The 18,814-nt window shown below is 65.4% G+C and carries 16 protein-coding genes and 1 tRNA gene; 9 read left to right on the top strand and 8 right to left on the bottom strand.

Going from position 1 to position 18,814, the window contains the following annotated elements; translation table 11 throughout:
- Positions 1-123 precede the first annotated feature (123 nt).
- The gene (locus tag AC3DET_RS06910; protein WP_488391127.1) at positions 124-1,338 is read left to right on the top strand and encodes an O-antigen ligase family protein; all 1,215 of its coding nucleotides are present in this window, start codon (positions 124-126) and stop codon (positions 1,336-1,338) included.
- A gap of 33 nt (positions 1,339-1,371) precedes the next feature.
- On the opposite strand, the gene AC3DET_RS06905 is transcribed toward AC3DET_RS06910, so the two are convergent.
- Genes AC3DET_RS06905 through AC3DET_RS06895 form a run of 3 tightly spaced genes read right to left on the bottom strand, consistent with a single transcriptional unit; the run spans position 1,372 to position 4,110 of the window.
- On the bottom strand, positions 1,372-2,262 hold the full coding sequence (locus tag AC3DET_RS06905; RefSeq protein ID WP_488391126.1) for a glycosyltransferase family 2 protein: 891 nt from the start codon (positions 2,260-2,262) through the stop codon (positions 1,372-1,374).
- On the bottom strand, positions 2,259-3,170 hold the full coding sequence (locus AC3DET_RS06900) for a glycosyltransferase family 2 protein (RefSeq protein ID WP_488391125.1): 912 nt from the start codon (positions 3,168-3,170) through the stop codon (positions 2,259-2,261). The genes AC3DET_RS06905 and AC3DET_RS06900 overlap by 4 nt, the downstream gene beginning before the upstream one ends.
- Position 3,171: 1 nt before the next feature.
- Complete coding sequence (locus tag AC3DET_RS06895) at positions 3,172-4,110, bottom strand: UDP-glucuronic acid decarboxylase family protein (protein WP_488391124.1); 939 nt, start codon at positions 4,108-4,110, stop codon at positions 3,172-3,174.
- Positions 4,111-4,271: 161 nt separating this feature from the next.
- Here AC3DET_RS06895 and AC3DET_RS06890 point away from each other — a divergent pair, with 161 nt between their 5' ends.
- The 3 genes from AC3DET_RS06890 to AC3DET_RS06880 are packed head-to-tail and all read left to right on the top strand — an operon-like array spanning position 4,272 to position 6,990.
- Complete coding sequence (locus AC3DET_RS06890) at positions 4,272-5,090, top strand: glycosyltransferase family 2 protein (RefSeq protein WP_337732280.1); 819 nt, start codon at positions 4,272-4,274, stop codon at positions 5,088-5,090.
- Positions 5,090-6,118: a CDP-glycerol glycerophosphotransferase family protein gene (locus tag AC3DET_RS06885; protein ID WP_337732279.1), complete on the top strand. Its 1,029-nt coding sequence runs from the start codon at positions 5,090-5,092 to the stop codon at positions 6,116-6,118. The genes AC3DET_RS06890 and AC3DET_RS06885 overlap by 1 nt, the downstream gene beginning before the upstream one ends.
- A 56-nt stretch (positions 6,119-6,174) precedes the next feature.
- Positions 6,175-6,990 carry a glycosyltransferase family 2 protein gene (locus AC3DET_RS06880; RefSeq protein ID WP_446538413.1) on the top strand — a complete coding sequence of 272 codons (816 nt, stop codon included), beginning with the start codon at positions 6,175-6,177 and terminating at the stop codon, positions 6,988-6,990.
- On the opposite strand, the gene AC3DET_RS06875 is transcribed toward AC3DET_RS06880, so the two are convergent.
- The 5 genes from AC3DET_RS06875 to AC3DET_RS06855 form a co-directional block, all read right to left on the bottom strand.
- A complete protein-coding gene (locus tag AC3DET_RS06875; RefSeq protein WP_488391123.1) occupies positions 6,966-7,976 on the bottom strand; it encodes a glycosyltransferase family 9 protein in 1,011 nt (336 codons plus the stop codon). The two genes, AC3DET_RS06880 and AC3DET_RS06875, sit on opposite strands and share 25 nt — an antisense overlap.
- Before the next feature lie 74 nt (positions 7,977-8,050).
- A complete protein-coding gene (locus AC3DET_RS06870; RefSeq protein ID WP_488391122.1) occupies positions 8,051-9,583 on the bottom strand; it encodes a PH domain-containing protein in 1,533 nt (510 codons plus the stop codon).
- Complete coding sequence (locus AC3DET_RS06865) at positions 9,583-10,083, bottom strand: PH domain-containing protein (protein ID WP_446538410.1); 501 nt, start codon at positions 10,081-10,083, stop codon at positions 9,583-9,585. Before AC3DET_RS06865 ends, AC3DET_RS06870 begins: the two co-directional genes overlap by 1 nt.
- Positions 10,080-11,510 (bottom strand): SEL1-like repeat protein, encoded by a 1,431-nt coding sequence (locus tag AC3DET_RS06860; RefSeq protein WP_488391184.1) that lies wholly within the window; start codon positions 11,508-11,510, stop codon positions 10,080-10,082. Before AC3DET_RS06860 ends, AC3DET_RS06865 begins: the two co-directional genes overlap by 4 nt.
- 49 nt (positions 11,511-11,559) lie before the next feature.
- Positions 11,560-12,459, bottom strand: coding sequence for a lauroyl acyltransferase (locus tag AC3DET_RS06855; RefSeq protein WP_488391121.1), 900 nt, complete (start codon positions 12,457-12,459; stop codon positions 11,560-11,562).
- Between the two features lie 95 nt (positions 12,460-12,554).
- Between AC3DET_RS06855 and dtd the strand changes: the two genes are divergently transcribed.
- The 5 genes from dtd (at position 12,555) to AC3DET_RS06830 (ending at position 18,667) form a co-directional block, all read left to right on the top strand.
- Positions 12,555-12,995: a D-aminoacyl-tRNA deacylase gene (gene dtd, locus AC3DET_RS06850; protein ID WP_488391120.1), complete on the top strand. Its 441-nt coding sequence runs from the start codon at positions 12,555-12,557 to the stop codon at positions 12,993-12,995.
- 100 nt (positions 12,996-13,095) lie between these two features.
- On the top strand, positions 13,096-14,952 hold the full coding sequence (rpoD, locus tag AC3DET_RS06845; RefSeq protein WP_337732271.1) for an RNA polymerase sigma factor RpoD: 1,857 nt from the start codon (positions 13,096-13,098) through the stop codon (positions 14,950-14,952).
- A gap of 165 nt (positions 14,953-15,117) precedes the next feature.
- Complete coding sequence (locus tag AC3DET_RS06840; protein WP_488391119.1) at positions 15,118-16,656, top strand: OpgD/OpgG family glucan biosynthesis protein; 1,539 nt, start codon at positions 15,118-15,120, stop codon at positions 16,654-16,656.
- A gap of 2 nt (positions 16,657-16,658) precedes the next feature.
- Positions 16,659-18,629, top strand: a complete 1,971-nt coding sequence (gene mdoH / locus AC3DET_RS06835; RefSeq protein WP_488391183.1) for a glucans biosynthesis glucosyltransferase MdoH — start codon at positions 16,659-16,661, stop codon at positions 18,627-18,629.
- A tRNA-Ile gene (locus AC3DET_RS06830) sits at positions 18,592-18,667 on the top strand. The genes mdoH and AC3DET_RS06830 overlap by 38 nt, the downstream gene beginning before the upstream one ends.
- Positions 18,668-18,814 lie beyond the last annotated feature (147 nt).

Genomic DNA, 18,814 nt, shown 5'->3' with positions numbered 1-18,814 from the left:
AACCGTCGATTCACATCACTTTGACGTAACAAGTAAGCGGTTGGCTCAGACTCTGTTTCCCGGAGTACCGCCTGCCGCCTTCATGATCGTGCCGCCACAATCCGCAGGACCCGAGGTATACAGGTGAGGAGCTATCGTCGACAGGATGTCGCCCGTGGGTTGGCGTGGCTGGCGGGATTCAGCGCGGCCACGCTGCTGGTGGTCCCCAAGGGACTGTCCGTATTCGCGGTACTGATGCTGGCGGCAACCTTGGCCGCGCTCCCCGACCTCTGGCGCAGCGGACGCACAATCCCACGTGCCTGGTATGCGTTGTTGGCGGCGGCATTGATCGTTGTCGCGATCACGGCCATATCCACCTGGACGGCTGGCGCGGGTTGGACAGCGCTGGACAATCCTTCGCGCGCGCTGCTGCTGCCCTGGTGCGCCTGGGTGGCATGGACGACTGGCGTGCGGATGTCGAGCCTGTGGTATGGCGCGCTGGCGGGCCTGCTCATCGCGTTCGCCATCTCGATCGTGCAGGTGTGGCTGGGCGTCGAGCGGGCTGGCAGCGAGGCGAACCCGATCGTGTTCGCGAATGCGGTGCTGACGTTGCTGGTGGTCGCGGTGTTCTGTCGGCCGCCGGGCAGGGGTCTCCTGATGCCGCTGCTGTTGGTGGGGATGATCGTGCTGGCCAATGTGGCCGTCATTCTCAGCGGCAGCCGCGGCGCGCTGCTGGGCCTGGGATTGGTGGTGCTGATGTTGTTGGTGGGCGGTGCAACGCAGTACCGGTGGCGGCGGCTGGGTATCGCCGGCGGTGTGCTCGCGACCTTGTTCGTCGCGCTATGGACCGTGCCATGGCTGTCCACCCAGTTCAGGCTGGACCAACTGCATGCGGACGTGTCCGGCTATGCGCTAGGCCAGGTGGACAAGCCGATCAGCGCGCGCCTCGCGCTTCTCTCCGTGGCATGGGACGCTTTCCGCGCCGCGCCGCTTACGGGCATCGGCATTGACGCTTTCGAGGCGCGTATCGACGCCAGCATCTATTGCCAGGGGGCAGAGCGGCATTTCTGCGGGCTGGAGCACGCTCACAACGATCTCGCCCAGTGGGGCGCGACGATGGGGGTCGCCGGGATCATCGCCTTGTTGACCCTGTACCTGGTCCCGCTGGTAATCGCGGTGCACCAGATCCGCACGGGATGCACGGGGGTGGCGGCAGGAGCCCCGTGGGCGGCCGGCATGCTGGTGGCCACCTACATGGTTTCGGGTCTGACGCAGTCCATGTTCGCCCACGCGCTCAGCACGAGTGCATATGTGGTGCTGGTGGGATTGCTGCTTGGCATCGGCATGCGGAACGAGTGAGCGCGCGCCCGCGCATCATTGCTGGCACATGCTTCATGCTGCGTTAGCGTGTTCTCCGCCTGCAGAACTCGCCAGGTCGGGCAGTAACGCCCGGTCAGCCGTCTCAAGGTGCCTGTCCAGGCCCAGTAGGCTGCGCGTGCGCCGTCCGTGTTTCGTTTCGAAGATCAGCGCGTCATTGGCGCTCGTTTCCCCATCGTGGCGTTCAGGGTGATACAGATGGCTGGCCAGGCCTGCGAAACGGAGTGACCGACGCCTGATGCCCAACCGTATGGCGCGAACCGCCAGATCAACATCTTCGCGCCCCCATCCCTCGTAGCGTTCGTCGAAGCCGTTGAGTGCGACCAGATCTTCACGCCACCACGCCTGGTTGCAGGTCTTGATGGCTTTCAGGGACGTATTGGGGCTCACGGCTGCGATGCAGCGCGACAACCATGGCAGGCGCAAGGCGTGACGCCGCCGGCGAATGCCCGGATCGAAGAACCGTAAGGTGTAGGCGTCGCTGGCAAGTAGCCTGTCACGACCGTCGGCATCGGTCAGCACGCGCATACCTTGCACGAAGGTGTTACGCCGCGCGGCAGCAAGGTGATCGGCGACGAATGCAGGATGCGGCACCATGTCGCCATCGAGCAGGATCACGTACTCGCCGGAAGCGGCCGCAATGGCGCGGTTGCGGCACAACGCAGCCCGGAAGCCCTGGTCGGGTTGCCAGCAATGATGCAGAGGTATCGGATAGTCGCGTGCAATGCGCTCGACGCAGTCACGCGTGGCGGGGCCAGATCCGTCATCGGCCACAATCACTTCGCCAGGCAGTGTCTGCTGAGCTGCGAGCGCGCGCAATGTCTTCGCCAGCGCCTCGGGCCAATTGAATGTCGTGACGACGACGCTGACCGAATGCGGCTTGCGCGAAGCGGGCTTGGTATTCATCGCTTCCCCATTCTGCGGCCAAGCATGATCCCAAGCGCCCGCTCCCATCGTTTCCACCATGGGGCCGTTCCACGCAGCGCGAGCGAAGCATACCGTTTGCGCTCCGTCCGCGAGGGCGCGACCTTCGTGCGGTACTCGTACTTGCCAAGATCCGCTGCGGACCGGTCGAGGCCGACGATGGCCGCGTAGTGGTTGATGATGCCGAGGTTGCGGATGCGGTTGCGGTAAATTGACACCGGGTCGCGGCGTGTGGCCCACCAGCCATTCTTTCCGTGCGACCGATAGCGTACCTCGCCGGTTGGCAGGAAGTACTTGCGTGCGCCCAGGATGCTGGCGCCGTGGACTACGCAGGCATCGGCGCACAGTCGCCACAATGCGTCGAAGGAAGCGGGAAGGTCGAGCGTCCGCACGGCCCAGTGGCGGCGGAGCGAAAGTGCTGATGTGGGTGCGCCGTACCAGGGCTGGAATACGAGGGTGCTGACGGCGGTGAAGCCAAGATCGACGGGCTTCTCATCGAAGCGGATGTGCTCGCTGTCGTCACCGAAGACCTGCAGGTCACTGAAGACAAAGTCAACATCCGCGCGCTGGTCGTATAGCCCGGCGAGTGCTTCCAGGTAACCGGGTTCCCACAGGTCATCCGCATCCAGGAAGCAGACCACGTCGGCATCGGCTGACATTACGCCTCTTCGGAACGCCGACAATTGCCCGCCATTCTCGCCGAACAGGAGTATCACCCTGGGGTCGGCACCGTAACGTTGCCGGAGCAGTTCGGGCGAGCCATCACTGGATCCGTCGTCCACCACGATGACCTGTCGTGGCGCATGGCGTTGGGCCAATGCGCTGTCCACCGCAGCCTCGACGAACGCGCGGTAGTTGTAGTTGGTGACGACGACGGCGAACGTGGTCATCCTAGGCCTGCAGCAGGCGGCGGAAGTAGGAGATGGTTTCTTTCAGTCCATCCTCCAGCTCGATACGGGGCTGCCATCCCAGCTTCTTGCGTGCCAGCGCGATATCCGGCTGGCGCTGCTTCGGGTCGTCGGAAGGCAGAGGCTGGAAGACCAGCCGGGAACGGCCGCCGACCAGAGCGAGCACTTTTTCCGCCAGCTCCAGCATGCTGAACTCGCCGGGGTTGCCTATATTGACCGGGCCGGTGAAGCCGCGCTCTGTCTCCATCATGCGACCCATGGCATCGATGAGGTCATCCACGTAGCAGAAGCTGCGTGTCTGGCTGCCATCGCCGTAGATGGTGATGTCGTCGCCGCGCAACGCCTGCACGATGAAATTGGACACGACGCGGCCGTCGTTGGGATGCATCCGAGGTCCGTAGGTATTGAAGATTCGCACGACCTTGATGTCGAGCTGGTGCTGGCGGAAGTAATCGAAGAACAGTGTTTCGGCGCAGCGCTTGCCCTCGTCATAGCAACTGCGGATGCCGATCGGGTTGACGCGCCCCCAGTAGCCTTCCTGCTGCGGATGCACCTCCGGGTCCCCGTACACCTCGCTGGTGGACGCTTGCAGGATGCGCGCATCGAGCCGCTTGGCCAGCCCCAGCATGTTGATGGCACCATGCACGCTGGTCTTCGTGGTCTGCACCGGATCGTGCTGGTAATGCACGGGCGAGGCAGGGCAGGCAAGGTTGAAGATGCGGTCCACTTCCACGTAGAGGGGGAAGGTCACATCGTGCCGCATCAATTCGAAACGGGGATGATTGAGTAGGTGGGCAATGTTCTGTTTGCTGCCGGTGAAAAAGTTGTCGACACACAGTACGTCATGGCCTTGCTCGACCAGTCGCTCGCACAGGTGCGACCCGAGGAAGCCGGCTCCGCCGGTGACCAGGATGCGCTGCATGGGAAAGGGGGATAGTGGGGACGCAGTATTTTCCCGGGACTGTGGGCTGAGGGCGGGTCCGCGTGTAAGCGCAAGACAGCCGCCAGTCAGGAAGTCATGCCAGTGAAGGATCGGCAGGCCTCCTGCAGCCGGAATCTGCGTGGGAGTCTAGAATGACCGCCATGCACCCCCCCCTTCCCATCTCCCTCGTCGTCATTACCCACAACGAGGCGCTGAACATCGGGCGTTGCCTGGATAGTGTGCCGTTCGTCACGGAAAAGCTGGTGGTCGACAGCGGGAGTACCGACGATACCGTCGCGGTCGCGGAGGCGCATGGCGCGCGCGTGGTTCACCAGGACTGGCTGGGGTTCGGGCCGCAACGCAACTTCGCCAGCACCCAGGCGCGCCACGACTGGTTGCTGGTGCTGGATGCGGACGAGTTCCTGTCGGAGGAACTTGCCGCGCAACTCGAACGCGAATTGCCCTCCTTGCTGGCCTCTGCGAAGGCTGGTGCCTGGCTTCGCCGTCGTACCTGGCTGATGGGCGCACCGATGCGGTGGTACCGGCCGATGGTGGGCGAGCGTTCTGCGCGGATCTATCACCGCGACCGGGCGCGATGGACGGATGCCCGCGTGCATGAGTCGTTGCGTTTCGATGGCGAGACGGTAGAGTTCCGCGCGCCATTCAATCACGCCGACAACCCCAGCTTGGTGCACAAGCAGCTGAAGGTACTCCGTTACAGCGAACTCAAGGCTCTGGACTGGCGCGACAAGCGGCGGCCGGTACGGATGTGGCTGACCCCGCTGGTCTATCTGTCGAGCTTTATCAAGGACTACCTGCTGCGACTGGCTTTCCTGGACGGCTGGCGCGGTTTCATCATCGCCCAGACTGCCGCGAACTACGCTGTCTACAAACGCATGCGCTACTACGAGATGCAACACAACCCGGCCTCCATCGAGGCCGCGCACCGCAAGCTCGCACGACACCAACTGGAACACTGATGGCCAAGCATTATCTCCTTTACGGCTCGGAGCGCTACGCGCTCGCCATCCTGCGGCCGTTGCAGGATGCCATCCGTGCTCGCGGCGACGAGGCCGCCTGGTTCTTCGATGGCCCAGGGGCGGAGGACCTGCGACCGGACGAGAGACTGCTGACCACCACGGAGGAAGTCCGCCGCTGGAACGCCATCGCCGTGATCACCGGCAGCAACGCGGTCCCGCACTTCTTCCCAGGCGTGAAGGTGGAAACCTTCCACGGCTTCGATGCGGGGAAGCCCCGGCATATCTACATCCGCGGGTTCTTCGACCTCTATTGCACCACGGGGCCGAACGACACGCGCGCATTCACGGACATCGCCGAGCGCGTCGGCCACTTCAAGGTGGTCGAGACGGGCTGGCCGAAGATCGACCCTTTCATGAAGGATATCGCCGGCGCCCTGCCGCCGGTTCGCGAACCGCCGGTCATCCTGTACCACTCCACGTTCTCCCCGTCGTGGAGTGCCGCGGAGACGCTGTACGAAGAAGTGAAGCGACTGTCGCGCACCGGGGAGTGGCGCTGGATCGTCACCTTCCATCCGAAGATGAATCCGGACACCGTGGCGAAATTCCGCGCGCTGCAGAACGAACACCTGCGCTTTGCCGACGACGACAACATCCTGGACCTGTTCCCGCAGGTCGACATGATGTGTTCGGACACATCGTCGGCGCTGAACGAGTTCCTGCTCACGCACAAGCCGGTGGTGACGTTCAAGAACCGCAGGCCGGGCCCGCAACTGATCGACATCGACGATGCGGCCCAGTTCGAGCCGGCCATCCGACGCGCGCTGTCCCGGCCGCCGGCGCTTATGCAGGCCATCGTCGACTACGCCGACAGCATCCATCCATACCGCGACGGCCGATCGAGCGAACGCGTGCTGGAGGCCATCGACGCGTTCATCGCGGCAGGGGCACGCAACCCGCGGCCCAAGCCGATGAACCTGTGGCGGAAGCTCAAGATCCGCAAGCGCATCGGCTATTGGGGGCCGGCCTGAGGACCGCGACCGGTTGTCATCTGGCCCGGCGAGAATCGGGCGGGTGAAGGGGTGTCATGAAGATCACTGTCATTGCCAGTACGTACAACGCGGAGGAATGGCTGGAGAAGGTGCTGCACGGCTACCGGTTCCAGACATGGCGCGACTTTGAGCTGATCGTCGCCGACGATGGTTCGCGCGCGAGCACCCGCGAGATGGTGGAACGGCTGGCGGCCGATTATCCGGTGCCGTTGCGGCATGTCTGGCACGAGGACGCGGGTTACCGGCGACAGGAAATCCTGAATCGCGCGATCCTGGAGTCGTCGCACGACTACATCCTTTTCACCGACGGCGACTGCATTCCGCGCCGCGATTTCGTGGGCGTCCACGCCGCACTGGCGGAGCCAGGGCGCTTCCTGTCCGGGGGCTACTGCAAGCTGAGCATGAAGGCGAGCAAGGCGATCACGCTGGAGGACATCCGCGACGGCCGGTGCTTCCAGCTCGACTGGCTGCGCGCGCTGGACCGCGTGGGATTCTCGCCTGCGCTCAAGCTGGGCGCGGGAACGCGGACCGGCCCCCTGCTGGATGCCATCACCACCACGCGCGCGACGTTCAACAACTGCAACTCTTCCGCATGGAAGCAGGATCTGCTGGCGATCAACGGTTACGACGAACGGATGAAGTACGGCGGCCCCGATCGCGAGCTTGGCGAGCGTCTGGAGAACCATGGGGTGCGCGGCAAGCAGATCCGGCATCGCGCGGTCTGCGTGCATCTCGATCACGCGCGTGGTTACAAGACGTCCGAATCGCTCCAGCGCAACCTCGCCATCCGCGCACAGACCCGCGCGCAGCGCATCACCCGGACGCCTTACGGCATCGAGAAGACGGGCTGATCGCGCATGGGTAGCGTGCGCCATGCGTGGATCACGTCGGCGACCTGAAGGTCACTGACGCGGCTCGCCTCGCCGCGTTCGCCGCCCAGCACATGGATCGCTCCGGGACCGATGGGTCGCCATTTCGCGGGCGACGCGGAACCGAACATCACGACGAGCGGGCAGCCGAGCGCGGCAGCGGCATGGGCGGGGCCGGTGTCGACGGACACGATGCTGTGCGCCTGTTCCAGCAATGCGAGCAGGCGCGGCACCGGAAGTTCCCCTGCGGCGTTGACCATCCTGGGCGTGTACCCAGCGGCCGCGTGGATGTCGTCCAGCACGCCGCGTTCGACCGGCGATCCGCAAAGCACGATCCGGGCATCGGGCCGGTCGTTCCAGATCGCGTCCGCCAGTCCGGCCCATGCACTGGGCGGCCAATGCTTGGAATGGCTCAGTGCGCCCAGACGGCCTCGCTTGTGGGTGCGCTTGTTGCCAGGCTGGAACAGGATGCACGGCGCGGTTCCGAATCCGTAGGCGGCCTTCCAGCGCAGCACGTCCTCACGATCCGCCGGGCGCACGACCAGCCGCGGCAGGCGGAAGGCAGCGGCATCGACCTCGGCAGCATGCGGGTAGGGGTGCGCCGGATCGTTCGCACCCAACAGCAGCCAGCGGTCAGGCCAGAGTCTCGGGACGCCGTCGCGCTCATCGTCCTCGAGTGCGCGCCGCACCTGGTCCTCGTCGGGTATGCCCGCACGTTGCAGCAGGCGCAGTGTGGGCGAATGTGTTTCGCACACGTACACGGGGCCGCGCCCGCGTGCGCGCAGCCGACTGACTGCCGCCCATTGGCTGGGGCAGAGCAGGTAAGGCGTATTGCGGCTGCGGATCGTCCACACGGAACCCACCTCCGGCAATGGCTCGAGCAGGGCGTGCGTCCAGGGTCCGGCGCCCAGTACATCGACGGGACGGCCGTAGCGTGCGTGCAGGAGGCGGATGAGGGTGGTGAGCATCACCACATCGCCGAAGGCGCCACAGCGCACCACGAGCGGAGCGGCGGCGTCCGATTGCGGAATTGACTCCATGTTCACCATGTCAGGCGGCGATTCGCCAATGTGCCACGCAGGCGATCATAAACAATGGCCACGTCTTCGAAACGTACGAAGCGCAGGCACAGCGGTGCGGCGATCCCGCTCGCGCCCGCCGTATCCAGCCAGAGCGTGGCGGTGCCGCAGGCGTGGTCGAGGGGCGAGCGCGACAGGCGCAACGCCTGCAGTTTGTCGATCTCGGCAAAGCGCCAGTAGCGTGACCACCAGCCACTGCGCACCGCCACGACGTGATTGTCCAGGGCCCAGCCCATGCGCTGCGCCTGCCGGTGTGCGGCGTACGCGGCGAAGGCGAACCATGCGAGCCCCAGCCAGGCCCAATGGCCGACGTGCCACGCTGCGAGCGCGGTGACCGGTACCAGCAGGGCCAGCGACGGCAGCAACAAGCGCCAGCGTGCGGAGTCTTCGACGGGCTGCCAGTCCTCGCGCGGCCATTCCACATGCGGCAGCAGGTGCCGCACGAGTGCATCGCACGCGTCTGGCGACGCGACGGGGGCCACGTCCTTCAGTGCGCGCGTGTCCTGTTGGCCTGCCTTCTCGGCGACGGCGGTATCGATGCGCAGCGAGCGGCGGTGGAACACCCGGTGCAGCACGCCCTCATGGATGGTCCATGCCTGGATGCGCCGGCGCGCAACGCTGGTGCGCAGGCGCGCAAGCAGGCCGCGTTCCACCATCAGGCGGCGTGCATCTTCTGTCAGCCGGAAGCCGTGGAACTGCAGCAGGGCCAGCACGACGGACAAGGCCCGGACCAGGCCCAGCGCGAGGATGACGAGCGCGACGACGCTGGCCGCGCCCGCGAGCCAGCCCAGATGCAGTTGCTCGGCATAGCCGTAAGCCTGTTTCGCACCCTGGCGGAAGAACTGCTCGATCATCTTCTCCGGCAGGATCTGCCACGCGGCACCGAAGCCCGCGGCGACCACGATCATGCCGCGGTTGGAGATCAGGCCAAGCCTGATGACTTCCCGTGTCGAGAGTGACAGAAGTGTGGTGTCGGCCGGGTGTGCTGCGCCCGTCGTACCCGGCGCCTCGTGGGCGGCCGTGCCATGCGCCTGATGCCGCACCAGGTTTTCCAGGGCCAGCGCGTCGTGCAGGCCAAGGACCCGCATTTGGGCTTCCGGCTTCTGTCCTCCCGCAGACTCGAGCCGCACCTCTGCGACGCCGAACATGCGGTGCAGCAGCGACTGGTGGACCACCACGTTGTGGATGCGCGAGAACGGGATCTCCCGTCGCGAGCGGTGCAACAGGCCTTCGCGCACCGTCAGGCCATCGCGCCCGATCGTGTAGCGATAGGTGAAGTACTGCAGGATTGCCAGCACCACCAGCACGGCGATGCCGATGATGGGTGCGAGCGACGCCCAGACGTCGCCATCGCCACTGCTCTTGCGGGCACCGAACACCACCAGCGCGACCAGCGGAAAGATGAGCTGCTTGAGTTGTTGCAGCAGCACGAACAGCCATGACCAGGGGTGCAGGCGGCGTTCGTCGGGAGCATCGGTTTGCACGGCGCCATCCATCACAGCGCGTCGTCGTGGTCGACCTGCGTGGCAAGGCGTTCGCGCAGGCGCTCCGCGTCCTCTGCATCCAGCCCCGACACGGAAACCGCCGCCATCCGCGTGCCTGCGGTATGCACCACCAGGGTCGACAGGCGTGCGCTGCGTTCGAGCGGTCCCCGCTTGAGATCCAGGTGCTGCACGCGCGAAATGGGCACGTGGGTCTCGCTCTGCCACCAGTTACCGCGACGCAACGCGAAACCCTGGTCGTCCAGGCGCCAGCGGGTGCGCCGATGGCGCTTGACCGCGACCCACGCGCCGATCAAGGCGCCGGCCAGCGCCGCTGCCGGAACGGCAAGCCAGGGCGACACGACGTCAGTGGCCCGGGAGATGAAGAAAGCAGGGATCGCCAGCGGGAACATCAGGGCAGCACCGCCCAGCGCGGCCAGCCAGGCGCCGCGGGGCGGCAGTGATTGCCAGTTGGCGACCGCCGGCAGGGGTGTGGGGATATCGGGGTGCGTCACTGCCTGCCTGTCCTCAGTTCATCGATCATCCGATAGTCCAGCACGTAGTCACGGCCGCTGCGATAGCGGCTCAGCCGGGCTTTCATGCGCTTCAGGACCGCGTCGCGCTCGCGCCCGCTGTACTCGGGATCGGCGCTCATCTTCTCCACCGCTTGGCTCTGGAAGCGGACAGCCTGCTCGAAGTCGTGATTGGCGGCCAGCGCAGCCGCGACGGTGTCCAGTTCATGCCAGGCCAATGCCTCTTCGCGATGGATCATGTGCTGGGCGAGTTCCAACGCCTGGACCGGATCGCGTTGTCCGGCGACAGGACAGGTGGCCCAGATCCAGACACGTTCGTTGCGCGCAGACTCCGCTCCGGCTTCTTCAGCGCGCGCCGCCCATTCCGCTGCCTGCCGGCAGTCGCGCGGCAGACCGCCCATGCCATCCAGGTAGTAGTTGGATTGTGCCAGCAGTGCTTCGGGCGGCCAGCCTTGGGCCACTGCGCGCTGCAGGTGGGGGAGTGCCTTGAGCATGGCAGCATCGGTCTGGCCTTCTTTGCCCCCGGTGATGGTGATGAACGTCATCCACGCGGCGTCGCCATGTCCGCCTTCGCTGGCCTTCTCCCACCAGGCGAGGCCGGCGGCTTCATCCTTGGGCAGAACGGCCGGTATCTCACCGCTATACAGCAGGCTGCCGGTGACGAATTGGGCGAAGGCGTCGCCTTCTTCGGCCTTGCGCACCACGGCGCGTACGCGCAGGTGTCGCCACTGGCTGTAGTCAGGCCATCTCTCATTCAGTCGCGTGCGCTTGGCCGCATCATCCAGCAGCGCCCGGTCGAGTGTGGCCAGGCTGGGCGCCTGGCTCTGGAGCGAATTCGAGAGCGACATTTCCAGCACGCGGGATTCACTCATGCCCGTTCGCCGTATCTGCTCGTCCATCCCGAAGGACATGTCCTCCACCATGGACGTGTAAAGGAAGCGCCACTGACCGTCCTCGCGCACGAACGCGGGCCCGAACTGGAACTGGGTCTCCGTCGGTGGTGCCAGTTCGCCGATCGCCTGGTCGCCCACCACCGTGACGTGGGACAGGCTTGGTATGGCGGCATCAGGCTGGGGTGGTCGGGTATTGATCCAACCCCGGCTCACGCACAGGGTGGCCACGGCGCGATCGTCCATGGCCTGCAATGCCGCCTCGGCTTGAGTGGCGCGAAGAAGATAGACGACCACGCGATCAAGAACCGGCAGGCGCCGCAACTGATCAGGCGAGGCGTAGAGCGCCATGTCGCGCAGAAAGCCGGCGTGCGTCAGGCTCGAGTCTGACAGCAGATCCACGGCCTCGACCCTATCCTGGCTGCTGAGTGCTGCATAGCGATCCCACGCTCGTGAGACCTCGTTCATGGTGGCCATGTCCTGCGCCGCCGCCGGCAGCACCAGCGCGCCAGCCAACATCCCGGCCAACCATCTCCGCATCCGCATCGTCTTCCCCCGTGTATTCCCCTCAGTGGTAGGGATTGCCCTCGCCACTGCCTTCCGGCCGCAGGGTATAGCGTTTGTAGGTCCACTGGTACTGCGCGGGATCGCGGCGCGCGATCCGCTCGACGGCCTGGTTGAGTGCTGTCACGGCCGTCACGGCGTCCGTATCGGCGATCGCTGCGGGTGCGCGCTCCACGTGCAGCGCGAAGTCCGGCCCCGGACCGATGCGTTCACACCAGGCGAACAGCACCGTCGCCCCCGTGCGCTCGGCCAAGCGCGACACCAGCGTCATGGTCAGCGCGGGCTTGCCGAAGAACGGCGCGAATTCGCCGTCGCCCATCTTGGGCTGCTGGTCGGGCAGGATACCCACCGCACCCCCATCCTTCAGTACCTTCCACAGTTGGCGCACGGCGGGGCCCTCCGCGCGCACCTGACGGATGTTGTCCGCTCCACGTACCCGCAGCAGGAAGGCGTCACCCGCCGGCGACTCAGGCGGGCGGTAGACGATGGCGATCGGGCCGCGCGAGGCCAGCCACTGGTTAAGCAGCTCCCAGTTGCCGAAGTGGGGCGCAGCGACGATCACGCCTTTGCCACTGGCCAGCGCTTCGTCGTACAGCGCCTCGCCGTGACGCTCGCGCAGGCAGGCCAGGTTCTCGCCTGCCGGCCGCGTCCAGAAGCGCAGCGTTTCCAATGCCTGCCGCGCGGTCGTGCGCAGGATGGCGGCGTGCAATTCGTCCCGCTGTCCCGGCAGCAGGTCCGGATAGGCGATCTCCAGATTGCGGCGGGCCACCCGGCTTTCGCGCACGTCGAATCGCCGCCACGCCCAGGCCATCGCATCTCCCAGTGCGCGCAGCCAAGGCCAGGGGAGGCGCCCGATGAAGGCGGCGGCGTGGTAGCCGAAGGCGGCGAGGGTGTCCGGTTTCATCCGCCGAGTGTAGCCAACCGGCGTGCCGCCCTTGCCAGTGCGGGACGGCGCCCCCGGTATCCTGTTCTTCCCTTCATGCCATCCGGACCCATCCCATGCTTTCCCTGATCCAGCGTGTGACCCGGGCGAGCGTCGCGGTCGACGACACCGTCGTGGGGGCCATCGACACCGGTCTGCTGGCCTTGGTGGGGGTGGAACCAGGGGATGGCGAGGCGCAGATCGCCCGCATGGCCGACCGCCTGCTGGGTTACCGGGTCTTCGCCGACGAGGCGGGGCGCATGAACCGCTCCCTGGCCGATACGAACGGCGGACTCCTGCTGGTCAGCCAGTTCACGTTGGCCGCCGATACCCGTTCGGGCATGCGGCCCAGTTTCACCACCGCGGCCCCGCCCGCCGAGGCTGAACAGGGCTTCAACCGGCTGGTCGACATCTGCCGAGAAAAGCACGCCGGCAGGGTGGAAACCGGGCGTTTCGGCGCCCATATGGTGATCAGCCTCGTCAATGACGGGCCCGTGACCTTCCTGCTCCGCCCGTGACGTTCTCCCCTTGCCGGGAGACAGGCTTCAGGAACCCAAGCCGGTCCGGGCTGGTATAATACGGGGTTCTCCCTTTCCTCTTCCCGGTGGCGCAACCTCGATGGCCAACGAACGTCCTGCGCAGCAGTCCGACATCAAGCTCTTGATCAGCAAGGGCCTGGAGCAGGGCTATCTGACTTACGCCGAAGTCAACGATCACCTTCCCGACGACCTGGTCGATCCGGAACAGATCGAAGACATCATCGGCATGATCAACGGCATGGGCATCGATGTCCATGAAGTCGCTCCCGATGCCGAAACCCTCCTGCTTGCCGATGGCAACACCGGCAACCGCGAAGTCGACGAAACCGCGGCCGAAGAAGCCGCCGCGGCGCTCACTTCGCTGGATACCGAAGGTGGTCGCACCACCGACCCGGTGCGCATGTACATGCGCGAGATGGGCACCGTCGAGCTGCTGACGCGCGAAGGCGAAATCGCCATCGCCAAGCGCATCGAGGAAGGCCTGGGCCAGGTGCAGGCGTCGCTCGGCAACTTCCCGTGGTCGATCGAGCTGTTGCTGGAAGACTACGAGCTGCACAAGGCGGGCAAGAAGCGCCTGGCCGAGGTCATCGTCGGATTCAACGATGTCGAGGAGCCGGCGCCGGAAGTACCGGTGGCCGAGGAAACCGTCGAAGCCGCCGACGATGCCGCCGACGATGAAGAAGAAGCCGCCGACGATGTGGCCGAGGAAGCGGGCCCGACCGGCCCGGATCCGGAAGAAGTCGCGCGTCGCATGCAGGTGCTGGCCGACGGCTACGCCAAGTTCAAGAAGTCCTATGCGAAGAACGGCCCCGAGAACAAGGCCGTGGTCAAGCTGCGCACCGAACTGGGCGAGACCTTCGTCACCCTCAAGCTGCCGCTTCCGCTGACCGACACGCTGGTACGCAAGCTGCGTGAGGTCGTGGCCCAGGTCAAGGACCATGAGCGCCGCGTGCTGCACTTGTGCGCCAATGTCGCCAAGATGCCGCGCAAGGAGTTCCTGCGCGCGTGGGAAGGCAACCAGACCAACCTGGGCTGGGTGGACGAGGTGTTGAAGCGCAAGCAGAAGTGGTCGTCGGGCCTGCGTGACGTCAGGGAACAGATCGTCGCCGAGCAGGAAGCCACCATCGCGGTCGAACAGGCGATGTACCTGACGCTGGCCGACATCAAGGAAATCAGCCGCGCGATGGCCTATGGCGAAGCCAAGGCACGCAAGGCGAAGAAGGAAATGGTCGAGGCCAACCTGCGTCTGGTCATCTCCATCGCCAAGAAGTACACCAACCGCGGCCTGCAGTTCCTCGACCTGATCCAGGAAGGCAACATCGGCCTGATGAAGGCGGTGGACAAGTTCGAATACCGTCGCGGTTACAAGTTCTCGACCTATGCCACCTGGTGGATCCGCCAGGCCATCACCCGCTCGATCGCCGACCAGGCGCGCACCATCCGCATCCCGGTGCACATGATCGAGACGATCAACAAGCTCAACCGCATCTCCCGCCAGATGCTCCAGCAGTACGGCCGCGAGGCCACGCCGGAAGAACTGGCGAAAGAAATGGACATGCCGGAGGACAAGATCCGCAAGGTGATGAAGATCGCGAAGGAACCGATCTCCATGGAGACGCCGATCGGCGACGATGAGGATTCCCACCTGGGCGACTTCATCGAGGACACCAACGTGGAGTCCCCGATCGAGAACACCACCAACATCAACCTGTCGGAAACGGTTCGCGACGTACTCGCCGGCCTGACCCCGCGGGAAGCCAAGGTGCTGCGCATGCGCTTCGGCATCGACATGAACACCGATCACACGCTGGAAGAGGTCGGCAAGCAGTTCGACGTGACCCGCGAGCGCATCCGCCAGATAGAAGCCAAGGCACTGCGCAAGCTGCGTCATCCGTCGCGTTCGGAACAGCTGCGCAGCTTCCTCGACATCGATTGACGCAGCGGAACCTCTGCGTTTACACCAATGAAGCGCGGCCCTGGTGGGCCGCGTTTCTTTTTGGTGCATGGCGTACCCGCGCATTGTGCGCAGTGCGTGGTCTTGTCATTCCGCTCACATCACGCGATCTAGAATGAACGAGACACCCGTTGTCATGGGAAAGGCGTGGAGCGCAGACAGGTATTGAAGGGCGCCATCGCGTTGGCGGCATGGGGCGCGATGCCTCGTGTATGGGCACAGGCGAGCGTCACGGCAGGCGCCACGCCAGGCCACTTCTCACTGGAAACGGTTCCAAGACTTGCACGGACGCTGGCGCGCCAGCCCTATCGCGCACCCGATGAAACCCTGCCGGCGTCACTGGATGTCGGCTATGACGGCTACCGCGATATACGCTTCGATCCCGCGCAGGCGATCTGGCGCAAGGAGGCGCTGCCGTTTCGAGTGCAGATGTTCCATCGGGGCTTCCTGTTCAAGCAGCGCGTCGAGCTGTGGCGCGTGCACGAGGGGCTTGCCGAACCGATCACCTACTCCCCCGACCTGTTCGATTTTCCGGAAGGGGTGACGCCGCCGTGGGACCCCGCGCTCGGGTTCGCCGGCTTCCGCGTGCATGCGCCGCTCAATCAGCCGGACGTGTTCGACGAACTGGTCGCATTCCTGGGCGCCAGCTATTTCCGCGCGCTGGGCAAGGGGCACGCATATGGTCTCTCCGCACGGGGACTGGCGTTGGGCAGTGGCGACGCGGGCGCGGAGGAGTTCCCGCTGTTCCGTGCCTTCTGGATCGAGCAGCCTTCGGCAGGCGCGAAGCATCTGGTTGTGCATGCGTTGCTCGACAGTCCCAGCGTGACGGGCGCATTCCGTTTCGTGATCGGCCCGGGTGGCGAAACCGCCATCGACGTGCAGTCGCACCTGTATCCCCGCGTGGACCTGGCGCATGCCGGCATCGCGCCGTTGACCAGCATGTTCGAGTTCGATGCCGGTGATCGCGTGGGCACCGACGACTACCGTCCGGCCGTGCACGATTCGGATGGACTGGCCATCTTCAACGGGCACGGCGAACAGATCTGGCGTCCGCTGAGCAACCCGTCGCGGGTCCAGCACAGCGCGTTCGCCGATGCCGATCCCCGCGGCTTCGGCCTGATGCAGCGCAAGCGTGGCTTTGGCGACTATGCCGATATCGAGGCGCGTTACCACCAGCGTCCCAGTCTCTGGATCGAACCCAGGGGAAATTGGGGAAGAGGCGCCGTCACGCTGGTGGAGATTCCCACCGGCGACGAATACCACGACAACATCGTGGCGTTCTGGCGGCCCGCCGCGCCGCTGCGTGCGGGGCGCGAACACCGCTTCGACTACCGCATGCACTGGTGCGACACGCATCAGTGGGACGCCGACCTGGCCGTCGTCACCGACACGCGCATTGGCGCGGCGCCTGATCCTGCGCGTCGACTGGTGGTGATCGATCTGGATGGCGGCCGCCTGGCCTCGCTGCCGCGCGATGCGAAGTTGACACCGGATGTGTGGGCGGCGAGGGGCGACATCGTCGGTGCGGTGGTCTATCCGAATCCGGAGACGCGGGGCTGGCGGTTGAGCTTTGAATTCCGTCCCCAGACAGGGAACACGGATGGACGTGACGTGGAACTGCATGCGCGCGTGCTGGAGGGGCACGTGCCGTTATCCGAAACCTGGCTGTACCGGTGGAGCACCTGACCATGAACACACATCGCGTGGATGATCTGCTGCAGCAGGAGTGGCTGCCCCCGGAATCGCCGCTTGCCATGCCGGTACAGGACCTGCGGACAGGCCGTCTGTCGTCAAGAGCGCTGCCCACATCGCCCCCCGCCATCAGGCGGCGGCGTGCGCTGGTAATGGGTACTGCGATCGCGCTGACCCTGTTCGCGACCTACCAGATCTGGTGGGTATTGCGCGGCGACGGCATCAATGTGCTGGAGGGCGTGCTGCTCGCGTTGTTTGTTGCGCTGTTCGCCTGGATCGCGCTGTCGTTCTCCAGCGCACTGGCTGGCTTCGTGCTGCTGTTGCGCCGACGCCCGCATCCACTCGGCATCGATGACGCGGCGGCGCTTCCCGAGCTATCGACGCGCACGGCCCTGCTGCTGCCGACCTACAACGAAGACCCGCATCGCGTGCTGGCCGGCCTGCATGCGATGCATGAGTCGCTGCAAGATACGGGACAAGGGGATCGCTTCGACTTCTTCATCCTCAGCGACACCACGCGCCCGGAAGTTGGGCATCAGGAAGTGGCGGCCGTCCGGGCTCTGCGGCGCAGGCTGGGTGCCGATGCACGTGTGTTCTACCGCCGTCGCCGCGAAAACGCGGAACGCAAGGCGGGCAACATCGCGGAGTGGGTGCGGCGTTTCGGCGGCGCGTATCCGCAGATGCTGATCCTGGATGCCGACAGCCTGATGACCGGCGACACCCTGGTCCGTCTGGCGGGTGCGATGGAACGCAACGCCAGCGTTGCACTGATCCAGACGCTGCCGATGATCGTCAATGGGCGCACGTTCTTCGCGCGCATGCAGCAGTTCGCCGGCCGTGTGTATGGCCCGGTGGTCGCGCATGGCATCGCCTGGTGGCATGGCGCGGAAGGCAACTACTGGGGGCACAACGCCATCATCCGGACTGCGGCGTTCGCCAGGCACGCCGGCCTGCCCCATCTTCGCGGCGGCAAGCCGTTCGAGGGGGCCGTGCTCAGCCATGATTTCGTGGAGGCCGCGCTGCTTCGTCGCGGTGGCTGGGCCATCCACATGGCGCCGGGGTTGGGCGGCAGTTACGAGGAAGGACCGCCTTCACTCACGGACATGCTGGTACGCGACCGCCGCTGGTGCCAGGGCAATCTGCAGCACGGCGCGGTGCTGCCGGCGCGCGGTCTGCACCGCATGCATCGGCTGCATCTGCTGGTCGGCATCGGTCACTACTTCACTGCGCCGATGTGGGCCATGCTGATGCTGGTAGGCCTGGCCATCCCCTTGCAGCAGGCCGGCTTCAACCTGAGCCAGCCGCATCTGGAAGGCTTCACGCCTGCGCTCTACTGGCGCGGTGGCGATCCAACCCGATTCCTTTGGGTTTTCTACTTCACGATGACGGTACTGCTGGCGCCCAAGGTGATGGGTTGCATGGCCACGCTGGTGCAGCCGGCGTTGCGTCGGCAGTGCGGCGGTGGGCTGCGCATCATCGGCAGCGCATTGCTGGAAACCGTGATGGCGGCATTGATGGCGCCCGTCACCATGTACGTGCAATCGCGTGGGGTGGCGGAAGTGCTGGCTGGACAGGATTCCGGCTGGGAGACGCAGCGCCGCGACGACGGCAGCGTGCCCCTCGCCAGCCTCGTACGCCGCTACGCGGGATTGACGTTGTTCGGCGCGAGCAGCGGCGTGGTCGCCTACCTGGTGTCGCCCGCGCTCGCGGCGTGGATGGCGCCGGTCGTGCTGGGCATGGTCCTGTCCATCCCCATCAACGTCCTGACGGCATCGACCGTGGTCGGCCAGCGCCTGCGTGCTGCCGGATGGCTGCGCATTCCCGAGGAGTCCACGCCTCCGGCGATCCTCAGTCGCGCCCTGGCGTTGCGCGCCGCACCCGACGACGCGCCATCGGCACCCGTGGCCTCCGGTACAATCCTCGCGCTGGGGGCCTATAGCTCAATGGTTAGAGCAGAGGACTCATAATCCTTTGGTTCCAGGTTCGAGTCCTGGTGGGCCCACCAAAAAGTAGTATGAATTCCGGCGTGGTACCGACCCCAGAAGTTGAAACTGTGTTTCAACTTACGATGAAAAAAAGGCGATAGTTGCAACGACTTGCCTCCGAATGACGGCCAGATGGGGGCGCTCTGGCGGTTTTCGGCCAGAAGCGG

The sequence above is a fragment of the Pseudoxanthomonas sp. 97-1-1 genome, from assembly GCF_057773125.1.
Note: the sequence above shows the minus strand (reverse complement) of the source record. Positions and strands in the feature narration are given on the sequence as shown.